This is a genomic window from Xanthobacter sp. (assembly GCF_041911315.1).
Lineage (GTDB): Bacteria > Pseudomonadota > Alphaproteobacteria > Rhizobiales > Xanthobacteraceae > Xanthobacter > Xanthobacter aminoxidans.
Genome location: NZ_JAYRPE010000008.1, coordinates 1 through 16,706 on the forward strand (window position 1 = coordinate 1; position 16,706 = coordinate 16,706).

At 68.9% G+C, this 16,706-nt stretch carries 14 protein-coding genes; 12 read left to right on the top strand and 2 right to left on the bottom strand.

Going from position 1 to position 16,706, the window contains the following annotated elements:
* The 9 genes from ACE3QW_RS03420 to ACE3QW_RS03460 all read left to right on the top strand — a co-directional run.
* A partial coding sequence (locus tag ACE3QW_RS03420) for a carbon monoxide dehydrogenase subunit G (protein WP_374250438.1) occupies nucleotides 1-525 on the top strand: 525 nt, incomplete at its 5' end.
* The gene (locus ACE3QW_RS03425; protein WP_374250439.1) at nucleotides 522-1,346 is read left to right on the top strand and encodes a xanthine dehydrogenase family protein subunit M; all 825 of its coding nucleotides are present in this window, start codon (nucleotides 522-524) and stop codon (nucleotides 1,344-1,346) included. The genes ACE3QW_RS03420 and ACE3QW_RS03425, both read left to right, overlap by 4 nt.
* Nucleotides 1,334-1,852, top strand: coding sequence for a (2Fe-2S)-binding protein (locus ACE3QW_RS03430; protein WP_374250440.1), 519 nt, complete (start codon nucleotides 1,334-1,336; stop codon nucleotides 1,850-1,852). The genes ACE3QW_RS03425 and ACE3QW_RS03430 overlap by 13 nt, the downstream gene beginning before the upstream one ends.
* Nucleotides 1,845-3,389 (top strand): AMP-binding protein, encoded by a 1,545-nt coding sequence (locus ACE3QW_RS03435; RefSeq protein WP_374250441.1) that lies wholly within the window; start codon nucleotides 1,845-1,847, stop codon nucleotides 3,387-3,389. Before ACE3QW_RS03430 ends, ACE3QW_RS03435 begins: the two co-directional genes overlap by 8 nt.
* Before the next feature lie 42 nt (nucleotides 3,390-3,431).
* The gene (locus tag ACE3QW_RS03440; RefSeq protein ID WP_374250442.1) at nucleotides 3,432-4,238 is read left to right on the top strand and encodes an enoyl-CoA hydratase/isomerase family protein; all 807 of its coding nucleotides are present in this window, start codon (nucleotides 3,432-3,434) and stop codon (nucleotides 4,236-4,238) included.
* Nucleotides 4,239-4,279: 41 nt separating this feature from the next.
* Nucleotides 4,280-5,617: an MFS transporter gene (locus tag ACE3QW_RS03445; RefSeq protein ID WP_029556652.1), complete on the top strand. Its 1,338-nt coding sequence runs from the start codon at nucleotides 4,280-4,282 to the stop codon at nucleotides 5,615-5,617.
* A 90-nt stretch (nucleotides 5,618-5,707) separates the two neighbouring features.
* Entirely contained in the window at nucleotides 5,708-7,426 is a 1,719-nt protein-coding gene (locus ACE3QW_RS03450; RefSeq protein ID WP_374250443.1) for a thiamine pyrophosphate-binding protein, read from the top strand.
* Nucleotides 7,427-7,461: 35 nt separating this feature from the next.
* A complete protein-coding gene (locus ACE3QW_RS03455) occupies nucleotides 7,462-8,925 on the top strand; it encodes an aldehyde dehydrogenase family protein (protein ID WP_374250444.1) in 1,464 nt (487 codons plus the stop codon).
* Nucleotides 8,925-10,640, top strand: coding sequence for a GMC family oxidoreductase (locus tag ACE3QW_RS03460; protein ID WP_374250445.1), 1,716 nt, complete (start codon nucleotides 8,925-8,927; stop codon nucleotides 10,638-10,640). Before ACE3QW_RS03455 ends, ACE3QW_RS03460 begins: the two co-directional genes overlap by 1 nt.
* A gap of 21 nt (nucleotides 10,641-10,661) precedes the next feature.
* On the opposite strand, the gene ACE3QW_RS03465 is transcribed toward ACE3QW_RS03460, so the two are convergent.
* Nucleotides 10,662-11,138 carry a peroxiredoxin family protein gene (locus ACE3QW_RS03465; RefSeq protein ID WP_374250446.1) on the bottom strand — a complete coding sequence of 159 codons (477 nt, stop codon included), beginning with the start codon at nucleotides 11,136-11,138 and terminating at the stop codon, nucleotides 10,662-10,664.
* A gap of 84 nt (nucleotides 11,139-11,222) precedes the next feature.
* Between ACE3QW_RS03465 and ACE3QW_RS03470 the strand changes: the two genes are divergently transcribed.
* Entirely contained in the window at nucleotides 11,223-11,867 is a 645-nt protein-coding gene (locus ACE3QW_RS03470) for a TetR/AcrR family transcriptional regulator (protein WP_374250447.1), read from the top strand.
* Here the strand turns inward: ACE3QW_RS03470 and ACE3QW_RS03475 are convergent.
* Nucleotides 11,864-12,775, bottom strand: coding sequence for a LysR family transcriptional regulator (locus ACE3QW_RS03475; protein WP_374250448.1), 912 nt, complete (start codon nucleotides 12,773-12,775; stop codon nucleotides 11,864-11,866). The genes ACE3QW_RS03470 and ACE3QW_RS03475 overlap by 4 nt on opposite strands.
* Before the next feature lie 126 nt (nucleotides 12,776-12,901).
* Here ACE3QW_RS03475 and ACE3QW_RS03480 point away from each other — a divergent pair, with 126 nt between their 5' ends.
* Both ACE3QW_RS03480 and ACE3QW_RS03485 read left to right on the top strand, forming a co-directional pair.
* Complete coding sequence (locus ACE3QW_RS03480; protein WP_374250449.1) at nucleotides 12,902-13,690, top strand: NAD(P)H-dependent oxidoreductase; 789 nt, start codon at nucleotides 12,902-12,904, stop codon at nucleotides 13,688-13,690.
* Nucleotides 13,691-14,216: 526 nt separating this feature from the next.
* Nucleotides 14,217-16,649, top strand: coding sequence for a TonB-dependent receptor (locus ACE3QW_RS03485; RefSeq protein WP_029556644.1), 2,433 nt, complete (start codon nucleotides 14,217-14,219; stop codon nucleotides 16,647-16,649).
* Nucleotides 16,650-16,706: the final 57 nt, after the last annotated feature.

Below are 16,706 nucleotides of genomic sequence, written 5' to 3' on the forward strand. Positions count from 1 at the left end.
GAGCGGCTCCTGCGCGGCGCCGGCAAGGCCCGCGTCTCCGCCGCCCCCGAGGCCGTGTGGGCGATGCTGCTGGACCCGGACACGCTCGCCGCCATCATCCCCGGCGCCCACGACGTGCGCAAAGTCTCCGATACGAAATTCACCGCCGACGTGACGCTGGGCATCGGCCCGGTGAAGGGCCGCTACAAGGCGCAGGTTGCCCTCTCGGACCTCGACCCGCCCAGGGCCGTAACCCTCTCCGGCAAAGTGGCCGGAAACCTCGGCTTCGGCGGCGGCTCCGGCCGCATAACCCTCACGCCGGACCGCACGGGCGGGACGGAGCTGTCCTACACCTACGAGGCCTTTGTCGGCGGCAAGGTGGCGAGCGTCGGCGGGCGGCTGCTGGACGGCGCGGCCAAGGTCATCATCGGCCAGTTCTTCGCGGCCCTCGCCCGCAAAGCGGGCGGCGGCGCCGGGACGGACGGCGGGCTCGTCTCCCGGCTCCTCGCCCGGCTCTCCACGCTGCTGGGGAGGGACGCGCCATGAAGCCCGCGGCCTTCGATTACGTCCGCGCCGAGAGCGTGGACGAGGCCCTCGCCGTGCTGCGCGAGGAGGGCTCGGACGCCCGCATCCTCGCCGGCGGCATGTCCTTCATGGCCATGCTCAACATGCGCCTCGCCCGGCCCAAGGTGCTGGTGGACATCATGCGCGTCGCCCCCCTCGCGCGGATGGAGGAGGAGACCGGCGCGCTGAAGATCGGCGCCGGCGTGCGGCAGGCGCGGCTGCTCGCCGCCGACGGGCTGGCGCAGGCCGCTCCGCTCATCGCCAAGGCACTGCCCTTCACCGGCCATGCCCAGACCCGCAGCCGGGGCACGGTGTGCGGCTCCATCGCCCATGCGGACCCGAGTGCGGAGCTGCCGCTCTGTCTCGTGACGCTGAAGGGCCATGTGCACCTCAGAAGCGCCAAGACGGCGCGCAAGGTAGCGGCGGACGACTTCTTCACCGGCATGATGGCGACGGCCAAGGCCGATGACGAGATGATCGAGGCCGTCTCCTTTCCCACGCCGCGCGGAGAAGGCACCGCCTTCCGCGAGATCGCCCGCCGCCATGGGGATTTCGCCATCGTCGCCTGCGCGGCGCTGGTCTCCGACACAGGCATCCGCCTCGGCGTGGGCGGCGTCGCCGACATGCCGGTGGCCCGCGATTTCCCGCTGCTCGACGGCACGGCGCTGGACGACGCGCTGAACGCGCTGGCTTGGGAACTGGATGCCCGCGACGACGTGCATGCCACCGCCCGCTATCGCCGCGAGCTGGTGCGCCGCATCGGCCGCGCCACCATCGAGGAGGCCAAAAGATGCCGCGCCTGAGCGCCGCCGCGCGCCACACCGTGCGCTTCACCCTCAACGGCCGCGCGGTGGCGGGGCAGGCCGCCCCGCGCACCCTGCTCTCCGATTTCCTGCGCCACGAGATCGGCGCCACCGGCACCCATGTGGGCTGCGAGCACGGCGTGTGCGGCGCCTGCACCGTGGATGTGGACGGGATGCTGACCCGCGCCTGCATGACGCTCGCCGTGCAGGTGGAGGGCTGCGCCATCCGCACCGTGGAGGGCCTCGCCCCGGCACCGGATCGCCTGTCCGTTCTGCAGGCTGCCTTCCGCCGCCACCACGCGCTGCAATGCGGCTTCTGCACCGCCGGCATCCTCATTTCGCTCGACGTGTTCCTGAAGGCGGAGCCGGACCCGAGCGAGGAGGCGGTGCGCGATCTCCTCTCCGGCCATCTGTGCCGCTGCACCGGCTACACGCCCATCGTCCGCGCCGCGCTGGAAGCGGCGGCGGAGCTTCGCGACGTCCAAGGGAAAACCACCCATGCTTGACCTCGGCACCAGCTTCCTCGCCAGCGTGGCGCGCGATCCCGGAGCCATCGCCATCGTGGACGGCGACCTGCGCCTCACCTACCGCGACTGGCTCGGCAGGATCGGCGCCGTGGTCGCCGCCTTCGACCGGCTGGGGCTGAAGCCCGGCGACCATCTGGTGAGCGTGCTGCAGAACCGGTTCGAGGCGGCGACCCTGCACTGGGCCTGCCAGTTCGCCGGCCTCGTCATCACCCCCATCAACTGGCGCAGCAAGGCGGACGAGATCGATTTCGCGCTGGAGAATGCCGAGGCGAAGGCCCTGGTGTTCGAGGAGGTTTCCGCCGAGGCCGTGCGGGGCGCGACGCAAGCCGCCGGGCTGCTGACCATTGCTGTGGGCATCGAGGCGGAAGGCGCCGTGCCCTTCGCCGAGCTTCTGGCTGAGGCGGCACCCGCCCCGCTGCCGCGGGCGGGGGCGGATGCCTGGTCCATCATGCTCTACACCTCCGGCACCACCTCCCGCCCCAAGGGCGTGCCGCGCCGCCACCGGGCGGAGCGGGCGGCGGGCATCGCCCATGTGGCGCAGAACCTGTACCGGCGGGGCGAGGTGACGCTGGGCGTCATGCCGCTTTACCACACCATGGGGGTGCGCTCGCTCATCGCCATGTCGGTCATCGGCGGCACCTTCGTGTGCCTGCCGCGCTACGACACGAAAAGCGCGCTGGCGCTGATCGAGCGCGAGCGCGTCACCAACCTCTATCTGGTGCCGACGCTCTACCACGACCTCGTGCACGATCCCGCCTTCGCCACCACCGACGTGTCGAGCGTGCGCAAGCTGGGCTTCGCCGGCGCCTCCATGACCGACGGGCTCCTGAAGAAGCTCGACGCGGAATTCTCGCCCGAGCTGTTCGTGAACCATTACGGCTCCTCGGAAATCTACACCTTCACCATCGACCAGAAGGCCATCCTCAAGCCGGGCTCCGCCGGCCGCGCGGGCATCAACCAGATGGTGCGCGTGGTGCGCCTCGGCGCGACCTCCGCCGACGAGATCGCGGCGGAGGGGGAGGAAGGCGAGATCATCGCCCTGCTGGCCGGGGACGAATCCTTCGAGGGCTACTGGCGCCGCCCCGAGGCCGACGCGAAGTCCCTGCGCGACGGCTGGTACTTCACCGGCGACACCGGCTTCGTGGACACCGACGGCGACCTCTTCGTCACCGGCCGGGTGGACGACATGATCATCACCGGCGGCGAGAACGTCTCGCCGGTGGAAATCGAAAGCTGCCTGTCCCTTCACCCCGCCGTGTCCGAGGTGGCGGTGGTGGGCCTGCCCGACGAGAAGTGGGGCAAGATCGTCGTCGCCTTCGTCAAGCGCGCCGCGCCGGTGGAAACAAGCGAGCTGGATGCCTGGTGCCGCACCTCGGGCCTCGCCAATTTCAAGCGCCCGCGCCGCTTCGTGTTCGTCGCCGACATCCCGAAATCCCCGGTGGGCAAGCTTCTGCGCCGCCAGCTCGTCGCCGGTGAATACGTGGCCGAGGCGGACACAGCCCACTCCGCCGCCTGACCTCTTCTTGCCAATTCACGTTCATCCAGAAGGAAACCCAAGATGGCCGTAGCCTACACCTTCGCCGATCCCCGCCTCGCCAAGCTGGACGGGTTCGGCGTCGAGATCGACGAAGCCAAACAGCGCGCCGACATCGTCCTGAACCGCCCGCCCTTCAACATCGTCTCCATGCCCCAGCGCGACCAGCTCCGCCTCGTGTTCGAGACGCTGGACGAGGACGAGCGCGTGCGCGTCATCGTGGTGCGCGCGGTGGGTGAGCACTTCTCCTCCGGCGGCAACATCAAGGGCTTCATGGAGGCCTCACCGGAGACCGTCTCCAAGCTCGCCTGGAACATCGCCGCGCCCTTCCGCGCCTCGAAGCCGGTCATCGCCGCAAACCGGGGCTTCTGCTTCGGCGTGGGCTTCGAACTGTCGCTCGCCTGCGATTTCCGCATCGTGACCGACACCACCCAATATGCCCTGCCCGAGCAGAAGCTCGGCCAGATCCCCGGCTCCGGCGGCTCGGCGCGCCTGCAGATGATGGTGGGCATCACCCGCACCAAGGACATCGTGATGCGCTCCAAGCGCATCAGCGCGCAGCAGGCTCTCGACTGGGGCATCGCCACCGAGAAGGTGGCCGACGCGGACCTGGAAAAGGCCACAGACGCCCTCGTGGACGAGCTGCGCGCCTTCTCGCCCATGGCCCAGCGCACGGCGAAGAAGCTGCTCAACGACACCGAGGACTCCCCGCTCTCCATCGCCATCGAGCTGGAAGGCCATTGCTACAGCCGCCTCAGGCAATCCCACGACTTCAAGGAGGGCGTCGAGGCCTTCCACGAGAAGCGCAAGCCGGCGTTCAAGGGCTGCTGAACACACAAAACATGCCCCTCAGGGGCCGGGAGGAAACAACAATGTCCGCTCAAGATATACCCGTCGCCCCTGCCGCCATGGCGGTGGGGAGCCGCCAGCGCAACAGCGCGATCATCGCATCCGTGCTCGGCTGGTCGCTCGATTTGTTCGACCTGTTCATCCTGCTCTATGTGGCGCCGGTGGTGGGGCAGTTGTTCTTCCCCTCCACCCATCCCACGTGGTCGCTGGCGGCGGTCTATGCCTCGTTCGCGGTGACGCTGCTGATGCGGCCCATCGGCTCGGCCCTGTTCGGCCATTATGCCGACGTGCACGGCCGCAAGGGCGCCATGCTGGTGGCCATCACCGGCGTCGGCCTCTCCACCGCCGCCTTCGGCCTGCTGCCCACCATCCATCAGGTGGGTGCCATCGCTCCCGTCATCTTCCTGCTGCTGCGCCTCGTGCAGGGCGTGTTCGTGGGCGGCGTGGTGGCCTCCACCCACACCATCGGCACGGAATCGGTGCCGCCCAACTGGCGCGGCCTCATGTCCGGCCTCGTGGGCGGCGGCGGCGCGGGCATCGGTGCGCTGCTCGCCTCCATCGTCTTCCTCATCACCTCCACTTTGTTCCCGGGCGATGCCTTCGCCGAGACCGGCTGGCGGGTGATGTTCTTCTCCGGCCTCCTCTCCTCCTTCCTCGGCTGGTTCATCTTCCGGAACCTTGAGGAATCTCCCTACTGGAAGGAAATGCAGAAGCAGAAGGCGGCGAAGAAGGCCGCGGGCGCCGCGAGCCAGACGCCGCTCAAGGCCCTGTTCGCGAGCGGCTACCGCAACGTGCTGCTGGTGAACCTGCTCATCACCATCGGCGGCGGCGCGGGCTACTACCTCACCTCCGGCTACATGCCGACCTTCCTGAAGCTCATCAACAAGCTGCCGAACCAGACCTCGTCCTACATCCTGATGGCCTGCTCGGTCTCCGCCCTCATCTCGGCGGTGCTGGTGGGCGCGCTCAGCGACGTGATCGGCCGCAAGAAGACCTTCCTGCTGGTGGGCATCGCCGCCATCATCCTCCTGCCGACCTTCTACCTCGGCATGGCGAAGGCGACGGACATGTCCACCATCGTGCTCTATGCGCTGGGCATCGCCTTCATGGGCAATGCGGGCTACGCGCCGGTGCTGATCTTCCTCAACGAGCGCTTCCCCACCGCCATGCGCGCCTCGGGAACGGGCCTGTCGTGGAACATCGGCTTCGCCATCGGCGGCATGATGCCCACCTTCGTCTCGCTGGCGAGCCCCACGCCCGCGGACCTGCCCCTGTCGCTCTCCTTGTTCGCCGGCGGCGTGTTCGTGCTCTACCTCATCGGCACGCTCATCATCCCGGAAACGAAGGGCAATTTCCGGTAGGCTGGACGCCCCACGAACCGGAGAGTCGCGCCGCAAGGCGTGGCTCTCGCGCCCCGGCAGGACCGGGCAAGACCACACACGGGCAGAACCATGGCGAATACGAAGACCTTGCGCTCCGGCGGCCAAATCCTGGTGGAGGCGCTGAAGATCCACGGCGTCGAACGCGTCTTCTGCGTGCCCGGCGAGAGCTTCCTCGCCGCCATCGACGCCCTCGCTGGAGCGGACCGGGCCATCGAGACCATCGTCACCCGCCACGAGGCCGGCGCCGCCAACATGGCAGAGGCCTATGGCAAGCTCACCGCGAAGCCCGGCATCTGCTTCGTCACCCGCGGCCCCGGCGCGAGCCATGCGGCCATCGGCATCCATACCGCCGCGCAGGATTCCACGCCGATGATCCTGTTCATCGGCCAGGTGGGCTCGCACATGCGCCAGCGCGAGGCATGGCAGGAGGTGGACTACCCCGCCATGTTCGGCGGCATGGCCAAATGGGTGGTCGAGATCGACCGCCCCGAGCGCATCCCCGAACTCGTCTCCCGCGCCTTCCACGTCGCGACCTCCGGCCGCCCCGGCCCGGTGGTGGTGGCCCTGCCAGAGGACGTGCTTTCCGATGAATGCGAGACGGGGGATGCGCAGGCCTATCGCCGCGTCGCCGCCCATCCGGGGGCGCAGGACATGGCGCGGCTCGCCGCCATGATCGGCGAGAGCGCGCGTCCCCTCGTGCTGGTGGGGGGCGGCGGCTGGACCAAGGCGGCCTGCCGCAATTTCGCGCACTTCGTCGAGGCGTTCGATTTGCCGGTGGCGGCGGGCTTCCGCCGGCAGGATATCCTCGACAACAACCACCCCAACTATATCGGCCACGCCGGCCTTGGCCCGAGCCCGAAGCTCGTGGCCCGCATCCGCAACGCGGACCTCATCATTGCGGTCGGCGGCCGCCTCGGCGAGACGACCACCAACGGCTACACCCTGTTCGACGTGCCGCGCCCGGCGCAGCGCTTCGTGCATGTCCATGCGGACCCGAACGAGCTGGGCCGGGTCTATCAGGCGGACCTGCCCATCAATGCCGGAATGCCGGAGTTCGCCGCCGCCGCTGCGGCGCTGAAGCCCAAGGGCCCCACCGGCTGGCGCACCCGCACGCCGTGGAGCGACGAGGTGAAGGCCGCCCGCTCCGCCTATGAGGCCGACCAGGTCCCCGGCCCCATGCCCGGCCGGCTCGATCTCGGCGCGGTGATGATGCATCTGCGCGAGGTGCTGCCGAAGGACGCCATCCTCGCCAACGGCGCCGGCAACTATGCCATCTGGGTGCACAAATTCCACCGCTACGGCGGCTTCCGCACCCAGCTCGCTCCCACCTCCGGCGCCATGGGCTACGGCCTGCCGGCGGCCATCTCGGCCAAGCTCCACCACCCCGACCGCGAGGTGATCTGCTTCGCCGGCGACGGCTGCTTCCTCATGAGCGGGCAGGAGCTCGCAACCGCCTGCCAGTACAAGGCCGGGGTGGTGGTGCTGGTGGTCAACAACAACATGTACGGCTCCATCCGCGCCCATCAGGAGCGCGAATATCCCGGCCGTGTTTACGCCACGACGCTGGAGAACCCGGACTTCCCGGCGCTGGCCCGCGCCTATGGCGCGTTTGGCGAGAAGGTGGAGGAGACGGCGGCTTTCGCCGACGCCTTCGCCCGCGCCCGCGCCTTCACCGCCGAGCACGGGAAGCCGGCCCTGCTCGAACTCGTCATCGACCCCGAGGCCATCACCCCCTCGACCACGCTGACCGCCCTGCGCGCGGCGGCGCTGAAAGCGGGACACGGCTGACGTGAAAGGGCCGTCGCGGACGGCCGGGAGGACACATGAACGCCATCGCCCCGCTCGCGGCGCAGAACCTCATCGACGGCATCTGGCAAGGCGCGCTCTCCGGAGAGACCGCGCCGAGCCTCGATCCCGCCACCGGCGCCGTGCTCGGCCATTTCCCGGCGAGCGGGGCGGCGGACGCCGAGGCGGCCATAGCCGCCGCAAGGCACGCCTTCGAGCGGCCGGAATGGGCTCAGGCCCCGCGCCTGCGGCAGATGGTGATGCTGCGCTGGGCCAATGCGATGGAAAAGAAGGCGGACGCCCTCGCCCGCCTGCTCACCGCCGAGAACGGCAAGCCGCTCGCCCAGTCGCGTGGCGAGATCGCCGGCTCCATCTCGGAGATCCGCTATTATGCGGGCATCACGCGCTACATCCCCGGCCATGTGTTCGAGGTGGAGCCGGGCGCCTTCTCCACCCTGCTGAAGGAACCGGCGGGCGTCGCCGGCCTCATCATTCCGTGGAACGCGCCGGTGGTGCTGCTCATCCGCGCGCTGACGCCTGCGCTCGCCGCCGGCTGTACGGCGGTGGTGAAGCCTGCCGCCCAAACCGCCCTCGTCACCGCCGAGATCCTGCGCACGCTGGCGCAGGTGGAGGGCCTGCCGCGCGGCGTCGTCAACCTCGTCACCGAGACGGGGCACGACGTGGCGCGCACGCTGGTGGCCTCGCCGGAGGTGGATGTCATCTCCTTCACCGGCTCCAACGCCACCGGCGCGCGCATCATGGCCGATGCGGCGCCCACCATGAAGAAGCTGTCGCTGGAGCTGGGCGGCAAGTCCTGCTGCCTCGTGTTCGAGGATGCGGACGTGGAGGCCGTGGCGCCGAAGCTCGCGGCGGCGGCCACCATCATCGCAGGCCAGCAATGCACGGCGGCCCGGCGCATTCTCGTCCACGAGAGCCGCTATGAGGCCATGAAGGCGGCGCTGAAGGGCGCCCTCGCCAGCCTGAAGATCGCCCCCGGCGCGGCCGAGGGCAGCCAGATGGGCCCGCTCATCGATGAATCCTCCCGCGCGCAGGTGGAGCGCAAGACCGAGGAGGCCATGGCGCTGGCCGACGAGGTGGTGCTCGCCGGCAGCCGGCCCGGCGGCGCGCTGGAGAAAGGCGCCTTCCTTTCCCCCACACTGCTGGCCCATGCCGACACCGGCGCCTTCTTCGTGCAGGAGGAGATCTTCGGCCCCCTCGTGGTGATCGAGCGCTTCTCCGACGAAAGGGACGCCGTGAGGCGCGCCAACCACACGGACTACGGCCTCTCCGCCAGCGTCTGGACCCGTGACGGCGCACGGGCGATGCGGGTGGCGCGGGCGCTGCGCAACGGCACGGTGTGGATCAACGACCACAACAAGCTGTTCGCGGAAGCCGAGACCGGCGGCTATCGCCGGAGCGGCCTCGGCCGGCTGCATGGCTATGATGCGCTGATCGACTTCATGGAGATCAAGCACATCTATCAGGAGGCCGGTGTGGTCTGATGCCCGCCCGCGCTCCCATTCCCGACATGCCTTTCTTCGACACGGTGATCGTGGGCGGCGGCTCCGCCGGCTGCGTCATGGCGAACCGGCTCTCGGCGGATCCCGCCCACAGCGTCCTGCTGATCGAGGCGGGGGAGGATACGCCCCCCGGCGCCGTGCCCGAACCGATTGCCGACAGCTATCCCATGGGCCTGTTCCACGGCGACCGCTTCGTCTGGCCCGGCCTCTCCGCCTTCACCGCCCACCGACCGGATGGCACGCGCGGGTCGCGCGCCTATGAGCAGGGCCGCATCATGGGCGGCGGCTCCAGCATCAACGTGCAGTCCGCCAATCGCGGCCTGCCGCGCGACTATGACGAATGGGCCGCCCTCGGCGCCGCCGGCTGGGGCTGGGACGACGTGCTGCCCTTCTTCATCAAGCTGGAGCGCGATCTCGATTGCGGCGGACCGCTGCACGGCAGGGATGGCCCCATCCCCATCCGCCGCATCCTGCCGCCCGGCTGGCCGCCCTTTGCCGAGGCCGCGACCGCGGCGTTCGCGGCGAGCGGCCTGCCGCGCCGGCTGGACCAGAACGGCGAGTTCGAGGACGGGGTGTTTCCGCCCGCCTTCAACAACGAGCACGACCGCCGCGTCTCGGCCGCCATCGGCTATCTCGACGCCGCCACACGCGCCCGGCCGAACCTTGCGATCTGGCCGCGCACGCAGGTGCTGCGCCTCAGGATGGACGGCGCCCGTGCCGCGGGCGTTGAGGTGGAGCGGGACGGCGCGGTGATGGAAGTCGCCGCGGGCCGCGTGGTGGTGACGGCGGGGGCGTTGCAGACGCCGGCCATCCTCATGCGCGCCGGCATCGGCGACGGGGTGGCGCTGGCGGCGCTGGGGCTTCCGGTCGTCATCCACCGGCCCGCTGTGGGGCGGAACCTGCGCGACCATCCCACCCTCACCTTCTGCCAGTATCTGCCGGAGCGGCTGCGCCTGCCCATGACCTGTCGCCGGGCCAGCTTCGCCGCCCTGCGGTTCTCCTCCGGCGTGGACAGAGGCGAAGCCTCGGACCTCTACGCCACCGCCTCGGCGCGGGCCGGCTGGCACGGGCTCGGCCGGCGGCTGGGGCTCTATTTCCTGTGGTGCAACCGGCCGAAGTCCAGCGGCTCAGTGCGCCTCGTCTCGGGCGATCCGCGCGCCTATCCGCAGGCCGACCTCAACCTGCTCGACGACCCTTCCGACCTCGCGCGGATGAAGGCGGGCGCGCGCACCCTCTTCTCCCTCCTCGTCTGCGAGGCGCTCAACCCGGATGCGGGGGATGTCTTCCCCGCCGCCTTCTCGCCCTTCGTGAAACGCCTCAGCCGCATGTCCCGCACCAACGCGCTTCTCGCCGAGGCGCTGGGCGCGCTCCTCGACGTGCCGGCGGCGCTGCGCCAGATGGCGCTGAAGCGCTTCATGTCCGGTGGCGTCTCGCTGGCGGAGATCGTCGCGGACGAGGCGCGGCTGGAGGCCTTCGTGCGATCGAGCACCTTCGGCGTCTGGCACGCCAGCGGCACCTGCCGCCTCGGCGCGCCAGACGACCCGCAGGCGGTGCTCGATTCCTCCGGCCGGGTCATCGGCAGCGAGAATCTCTATGTGGCGGACGCCTCCGCCATGCCGCGCCTGCCCACCGCCAACACCAACATCCCGGTGCTGATGATCGCCGAGAAGATCGCCGCCGGCCTCGCCCGCGCCTGATGCGGCGCGGGCGGCGGCACCTCAGCCCTTGGACTTGAGGTAGGCGACCATGCCGATCACGTCCTCAGCCACCAGCCGGCCGATGGGCCCGCTGGAATAGACGGCGTTCACCACTTTGCCCTCCGGGTCGAGCAGGAAGCCGGTGGTCTGCAGATAATGGGGCTCCGCATTGGTGTAGGCCCCGAGCTTTTCGGCGACCGCATCCGCATCGGCGCTGTGGCCGACGGGGAAGGACAGCTTGTGCCGGGCGATAGTGCCGGCGCTGGTCGGCTCGTCGTCCACCGAGAAGGCCACCACCTTGATCCCCGTCGCGGCGAGCTTTTCGGCGGCGCGCTGGAAGCCGGCGAGCTGGGCCTGGCAATAGGGGCACCAGGCCCCGCGATAGACCAGCACCACGCCATAGGAGCCGGCGAGGGCTCCCGGCAGCGCCATGGTGCCGCCACCGACGGCGGGGACGGTGAGGGCGGGAAACGTCTCGCCATTCTGCAAACGCGACATGGACAGCTCCTTGAACTGGACTTGTCGGTCCAAGGCGCCAGAGCGAAATTGGACTGTCAAGTCCAGTTCTGTTAGGCTTGGTCCATGTCGAAGACGCCGACGCCCCCACGCCCGACACCCCCACATGCCCTCACCCGCCGTGGTGCCGCCACCCGCGCCCGCATCATCGCGACGGCGGCGGACCTCATCCACGCCCACGGCGCCGAGCGCACCAGCCTCGACGACGTGATGGAGGCGGGCGGGTTCAGCAAGTCGCAGCTCTACCACTACTTCTCCGACAAGAATGCGCTGGTGCTGGAGGTGATCCGCTTCCAGACGGAGCGGGTGCTTGCCGCCCAGGATCCGCACCTCGGCACGCTCGATTCCCTCTACGCTCTGAAGCGCTGGCGCGACGCGCTGCTGGCGATCAATGCGGCGGGCGGCACTGCCGGCTGTCCGCTGGGATCTCTGGCGAGCGAGGTGTCCAACGATTTCGAGACCGCCCGGCTCGATTGCGCCGCCGGCTTCGCGAAATGGAGCGGCCTTCTGGAGCTGGGCTTCGCCCGGATGCAGGCGCGCGGAGAGATTGGCCCGTCCGCCGATCCCCACACCCTCGGCATCGCCGTGCTGAGCGCCGTGCAGGGCGGGCTGCTGCTCGCCAAGACCGCGCGCTCGGCCGAGCCGCTGCGCGTCGCCTTGGACATGGCCATCGCCGAGGTCGCCCGGCACACCACGACGGGCGCGGCCTAGGCTGCGGACGGCGCCGCGCCGGCGACTTCGGCGATGAGGGCGCGCAGCCAGCGCTGGCCGGCATGGCCGTGGGTGCGTTCGTGCCAGATGAGGCTCACGTCGAACCCCTCGGCAAGCCACGGCACATCGATCATCAGCAGCCGCGCGGGCGGATCGCGCAGCAGGCGGCGGGGCACCAGCGCCACGAGATCGCTCGCGGCGACGATCTCGGGAATGAACAGGAACGAGGCGGCCGACATCACGACCTTGCGCCGGTGGCCCAAAGCGGCGAGGCCCTCGTCCACCGGAGTGCGGAAATGGCCGCCGCTGGGCGACACGATCACGTGCTCCAGCTCGGCATAGGCTTCGATGGACAGTCCAGGCCGCAGGCGCGGATGGCCGCGCCGGCCGATCAGCACATAGGTCTCGGCGAACAGGTGCTGCGCGCGCAGATGCGCCTGGGCCGGCTGGGGCGTGGTGAGCACGAGGTCGGTCTCGCCGGAGGCGAGCTGCTGCTCGATCAGATCGGGCATCAGATGACGCACCGCCACCCGCACGCCCGGCGCCCGCGCCCGCAGCGCCACCACCAGCGGCATGACGACCGCGGCCTGAATATAGTCCGAGCAGGCGATGGTGACGGTCAGATCCGCCGTCACCGGATCGAAGTCGCGGGCCTCCAGCGTGGCTCGCAACTGGTCCAGCGCAGCACGCAGCGGGCCGGCGAGTTCCACCGCCTTGGCGGTGGGCGTCATGCCGCGCCGGGCCGGCACCAGCAGCGGATCGTCGAACAGGTCGCGCAGGCGGGCGAGCTGCGCGCTCACCGCCGGCTGGCTGAGATGGAGCCGCGCCGCCGCCCGCGTCACGTTCCGCTCGGCGAGCAGCGCTTCCAGCGTGACCAGAAGATTGAGGTCGAGGCGGCTGGTATCCATCTTGATTATATCAACTCAGAAGAGATGCGATTTCATAGATAGCATGACGCAGCCTAGCTTCGAAGCGTCGCCGCCCGCGCGGAACCGGCCCACTCCGGCCGCAGCGGGCGCCAGGGAGCTTTGGTCATGTCCAAGACAGTTCTCGTGGTCTTCGCCCACCCCGAGCCCGCCTCCGTCACCCGCCAGCTGGTGGACGTGACGGTGGAGACGCTCGCCGCCGAAGGCCACCGCATTCTCACGTCCGATCTCTACGGCATGCGCTGGAAGGCGGTGTTCGACGCGGACGACTTCCCGAGCCGCGCCAACCCGGAACGGCTCTCCTTCGTCACCGAATCGGGCCACGCCTATGCCACCGGCCGGCAGACGCCCGATGTGGTGGCGGAGCAGGAAAAGCTCCTCGCCGCCGATGCCGTGATCCTGCAGTTTCCGCTCTGGTGGTATGGCGTCCCCGCCATCCTCAAGGGCTGGATCGAGCGGGTCTATGCCTTCGGCTTCGCCTATGGCTACAGCAACGGCACTAACGAGCACCGCTACGGCGAGGGCATCCTGAAGGACAAAAGGGCGCTGGTGAACGTGCTGACGGGCGGCCCCGCCGCCGATTACGGGCCGCGCGGCATCAACGGACCCATCGACCAGCTGCTGTTTCCCCTCACCCACGGCGCCCTGTTCTATCCGGGCATGGAGGTGCTGCCCGTCCACGCCGTCTACGGCGCGGGGCGCTTCACCAGCGCCGAGCAGGTGGAGGCGGCGAAGGCCGCCTGGCGGCAGCGGCTCGGCGGGCTGTTCACGGACACGCCCATCCCCTTCCGCGCCCAGAACGGCGGCGATTTCCCGGACCGGCACACCATGGCCGACCATGTGGCGCCGGGCCGGACGGGGATCGTCGCCCATGTGGCGGAGACAGACGCCGGCTGACGCGGAACGGGGCCGGCTTTTTCCCGCCCAGCCAGTCGTTCACGCGCGCAGACGGCGCAGAAGAATCGAACGGGACAAGCGTTGTCGGCCCGGCCTATAGTCGTTGAAGATGGGACGAACGGGCCGGGCCGGCCTGCATTGCCAAATGTTCCCGGTTTTTCTTTGCCGAATCTTCCCGTTTTCCCTGGCAGCGTTCCCTAGAAGACACACCTTGAAATCCTAAGAGGATTCTCAGCCGCGCGGCCGATTGACGGCACTTCGGGCGCGCTTATGGTTTCATCGTGGAAGAATTCTGGTGTGACGACCCACACGGTTCCCGGCGCCCGGCGCGGGTCATCGCGGCGACGTCACACCGCCAAAAAAACGGCCCCGGTCGGACGAGGGCTGAAAGGGGCGGGCGATGCACGGGGAGCGCGAGAGCGGGGCCTCACGGAGCGCACATTCGCAGCGGGTGCCTTCCCGCCGCGTTGCGCCCGGACACTCGACAGCCGGCAGGACGGCCTCGGCAGGCGCCTCGCGGCGCGCCATGGCCATCGCGCTCGGTCTTTCCGCCGCAGCCGTGCCGGTTGCGCTGCTGGCAGCCTTCCCGGCGCTCGCGCAGGAGCAGAGCGATTCGTCCGGCACCCTCCAGCTCGGCACGGTGGAGGTGGTCGCCACCACCCCGCTCTCCGGCACCGGCATCGATGCCGACAAGGTGCCCGGCGCCGTCACCATCATCGGCGCCGACCAGTTCGACCGGCTGAACTCCTTCGCCGTCACCGACGGCCTGTTCCAGTACACGCCCAGCGCCAACACGTCCGACGTGCAGGGCAACGCCTTCTTCCAGGATTTCCGCTACCGCGGCTTCGCCGCCTCCCCGCTCCAGGGCACGCCGCAGGGCATCGCCGTCTACCAGAACGGCATCCGCCTCAACGAGGCGTTCGGCGACACGGTGAACTGGGACCTCATCCCTGAGGTCGCCATCAGCCGCGCCGAGGTGTTCTCCAACAATCCCGCCTTCGGCCTCAACGCGCTGGGCGGCGCCGTCTCCATCCAGATGAAGAACGGCTTCAATTATCACGGCTTCGAAGGCAGCATTCAGGGCGGGTCCTACGGCCAGATCGGCGGCAACATCCAGTACGGCGGCGAGAAGGACGGCTTCGGCGTCTACGTCGCGGCGGATGCCGTGCATTCCGATGGCTGGCGCCTGCAATCGCCGTCCGACCTCGCCCGCTTCTACGGCGACCTCGGATGGAAGAACGACAAGACCGAAGTCCACCTCGTCGCCAGCGCCGCCACCACCAATCTGGGCGTGGTCGGCCCGACCCCGGTGGAGATGCTGAACCAGAACTGGAACTCCATCTACACCTGGCCGCAGACCACCGAGAACAACGTCGGCATGCTGGCCCTGAATGGCAAGTATGACCTCACCGATACCTGGCAATTGCAAGGCAACCTCTATGCACGCAAGTTCAGCCAGGCGCACGTGGACGGCAACGACGCCGATCTGGAGGCCTGCTCCAACAAGTGGAATCCGGGTGTCGGCAACACCAAGATGTGCCTGGAGGAGGACCAGTTCACCGGTCCGCCCGGCGGCGGCAACCCGGCCACCAACCCGGCCTATGCCGCCTTCCGCAGCCAGATGGTCCTCTATGACCAGAACGGCAACACCATCCCGTTCACCACGCTCGGACCCAACCAGCTCTACGGCGTCATCAACCGCACCTGGACCGACACCACCACCTATGGCGGCTCGGTGCAGGCGACCAGCACCGACAAGCTGCTGGGCCACGACAATTACTTCGTGGTCGGCGGCAGCATCGATTCCAGCGACATCAACTTCCGCTCCAATACGGAGCTGGGCATCACCAACACCAACACCCTGCAGGTGGTGGGCACCGGCACCTACCTGAAGAACATCCCCAATTATTCGCTGCCGGACCAGTATCAGGTCTTCTACCTGCCGGTGGACCTCAACGCGAGCACCCGTTACTACGGCCTCTACGCCACCAATGCCTTCGACATGACCGACCGGGCCACCCTGACCATGGGCGCGCGCCTCAATATCGCGCAGATCTCCATGCAGGACGGCACCGGAACGAGCCCGCAGCTCAACGGCGACTACACCTTCGCCCGCATCAACCCGCTCATCGGCCTCACCTACAAGCTCACGCCGGAGGCCACCCTCTACGGCGGCTATTCGGAATCCAACCGCGCGCCCACCCCGCTGGAGCTGAACTGCGCCGATCCCAACCGGCCGTGCCTCTTGGAAAACTCGCTGGTGGCGGACCCGCCGCTCAACCAGGTGGTCTCCCACACCTACGAGGTGGGCCTGCGCGGCAACGGCATGCTGTTCGGCGGCAAGGTGAACTGGAAGCTCGGCGTCTATCGCGTGGACAGCGACGACGACATCGTGTCCCTCGCCAGCCAGCAGACCGGCTACGGCTATTACACCAACGTGCCCGCCACCCGCCGCGAGGGCTTCGAGGCGGAGATGCAGTATGTGAACGGGCCGTGGAAGTTCTACGCCAACTACGCCTATCTCAACGCCACCTACCAGTTCACCGGCTATCTCGCCTCCCCCAACAATCCCTATGCCAATGACGGGCAGGTTCTGGTGACGCCGGGCGACACCATCCCCGGCATCCCCACCCAGACCCTCAAGCTCGGCGTCGACTACATGGTGACGCCGAAGTGGAAGCTGGGCGGCGACGTGATTGCCGTCTCCAGCCAGTATTATGTGGGTGACGATGCCAATCAGGCGCCCATGCTGCCGGGATACTGGGTCGCCAACATCCACACCTCCTATCAGGTGACGGACAACATCCAGGTGTTCGGCTACATCAACAACCTGTTCAATGCCCGTTACGCCACCTACGGCACCTTCTTCGACACGGAATATCTCGGCCTCAACAATCCGCAGATGCAGTCGCCGGGCCAGCCCTTCTCCGCTTATGCGGGCCTGAAGGCGACCTTCTAACCGGCGGCGCGCCTGCTGGCGGCGGGCGTGCGCTTCATCTGCGCGATCGGGCGATCG

What these genes read in the sequence shown, in the direction of transcription:
- ACE3QW_RS03425 (WP_374250439.1), top strand. Translation starts at nt 522, where the DNA reads ATGAAGCCCGCGGCCTTCGATTACGTCCGCGCCGAGAGCGTGGACGAG.
- ACE3QW_RS03430 (WP_374250440.1), top strand. Translation starts at nt 1,334, where the DNA reads ATGCCGCGCCTGAGCGCCGCCGCGCGCCACACCGTGCGCTTCACCCTC.
- ACE3QW_RS03435 (WP_374250441.1), top strand. Translation starts at nt 1,845, where the DNA reads ATGCTTGACCTCGGCACCAGCTTCCTCGCCAGCGTGGCGCGCGATCCC.
- ACE3QW_RS03440 (WP_374250442.1), top strand. Translation starts at nt 3,432, where the DNA reads ATGGCCGTAGCCTACACCTTCGCCGATCCCCGCCTCGCCAAGCTGGAC.
- ACE3QW_RS03445 (WP_029556652.1), top strand. Translation starts at nt 4,280, where the DNA reads ATGTCCGCTCAAGATATACCCGTCGCCCCTGCCGCCATGGCGGTGGGG.
- ACE3QW_RS03450 (WP_374250443.1), top strand. Translation starts at nt 5,708, where the DNA reads ATGGCGAATACGAAGACCTTGCGCTCCGGCGGCCAAATCCTGGTGGAG.
- ACE3QW_RS03455 (WP_374250444.1), top strand. Translation starts at nt 7,462, where the DNA reads ATGAACGCCATCGCCCCGCTCGCGGCGCAGAACCTCATCGACGGCATC.
- ACE3QW_RS03460 (WP_374250445.1), top strand. Translation starts at nt 8,925, where the DNA reads ATGCCCGCCCGCGCTCCCATTCCCGACATGCCTTTCTTCGACACGGTG.
- ACE3QW_RS03465 (WP_374250446.1), bottom strand. Translation starts at nt 11,138, where the DNA reads ATGTCGCGTTTGCAGAATGGCGAGACGTTTCCCGCCCTCACCGTCCCC.
- ACE3QW_RS03470 (WP_374250447.1), top strand. Translation starts at nt 11,223, where the DNA reads ATGTCGAAGACGCCGACGCCCCCACGCCCGACACCCCCACATGCCCTC.
- ACE3QW_RS03475 (WP_374250448.1), bottom strand. Translation starts at nt 12,775, where the DNA reads ATGGATACCAGCCGCCTCGACCTCAATCTTCTGGTCACGCTGGAAGCG.
- ACE3QW_RS03480 (WP_374250449.1), top strand. Translation starts at nt 12,902, where the DNA reads ATGTCCAAGACAGTTCTCGTGGTCTTCGCCCACCCCGAGCCCGCCTCC.
- ACE3QW_RS03485 (WP_029556644.1), top strand. Translation starts at nt 14,217, where the DNA reads ATGGCCATCGCGCTCGGTCTTTCCGCCGCAGCCGTGCCGGTTGCGCTG.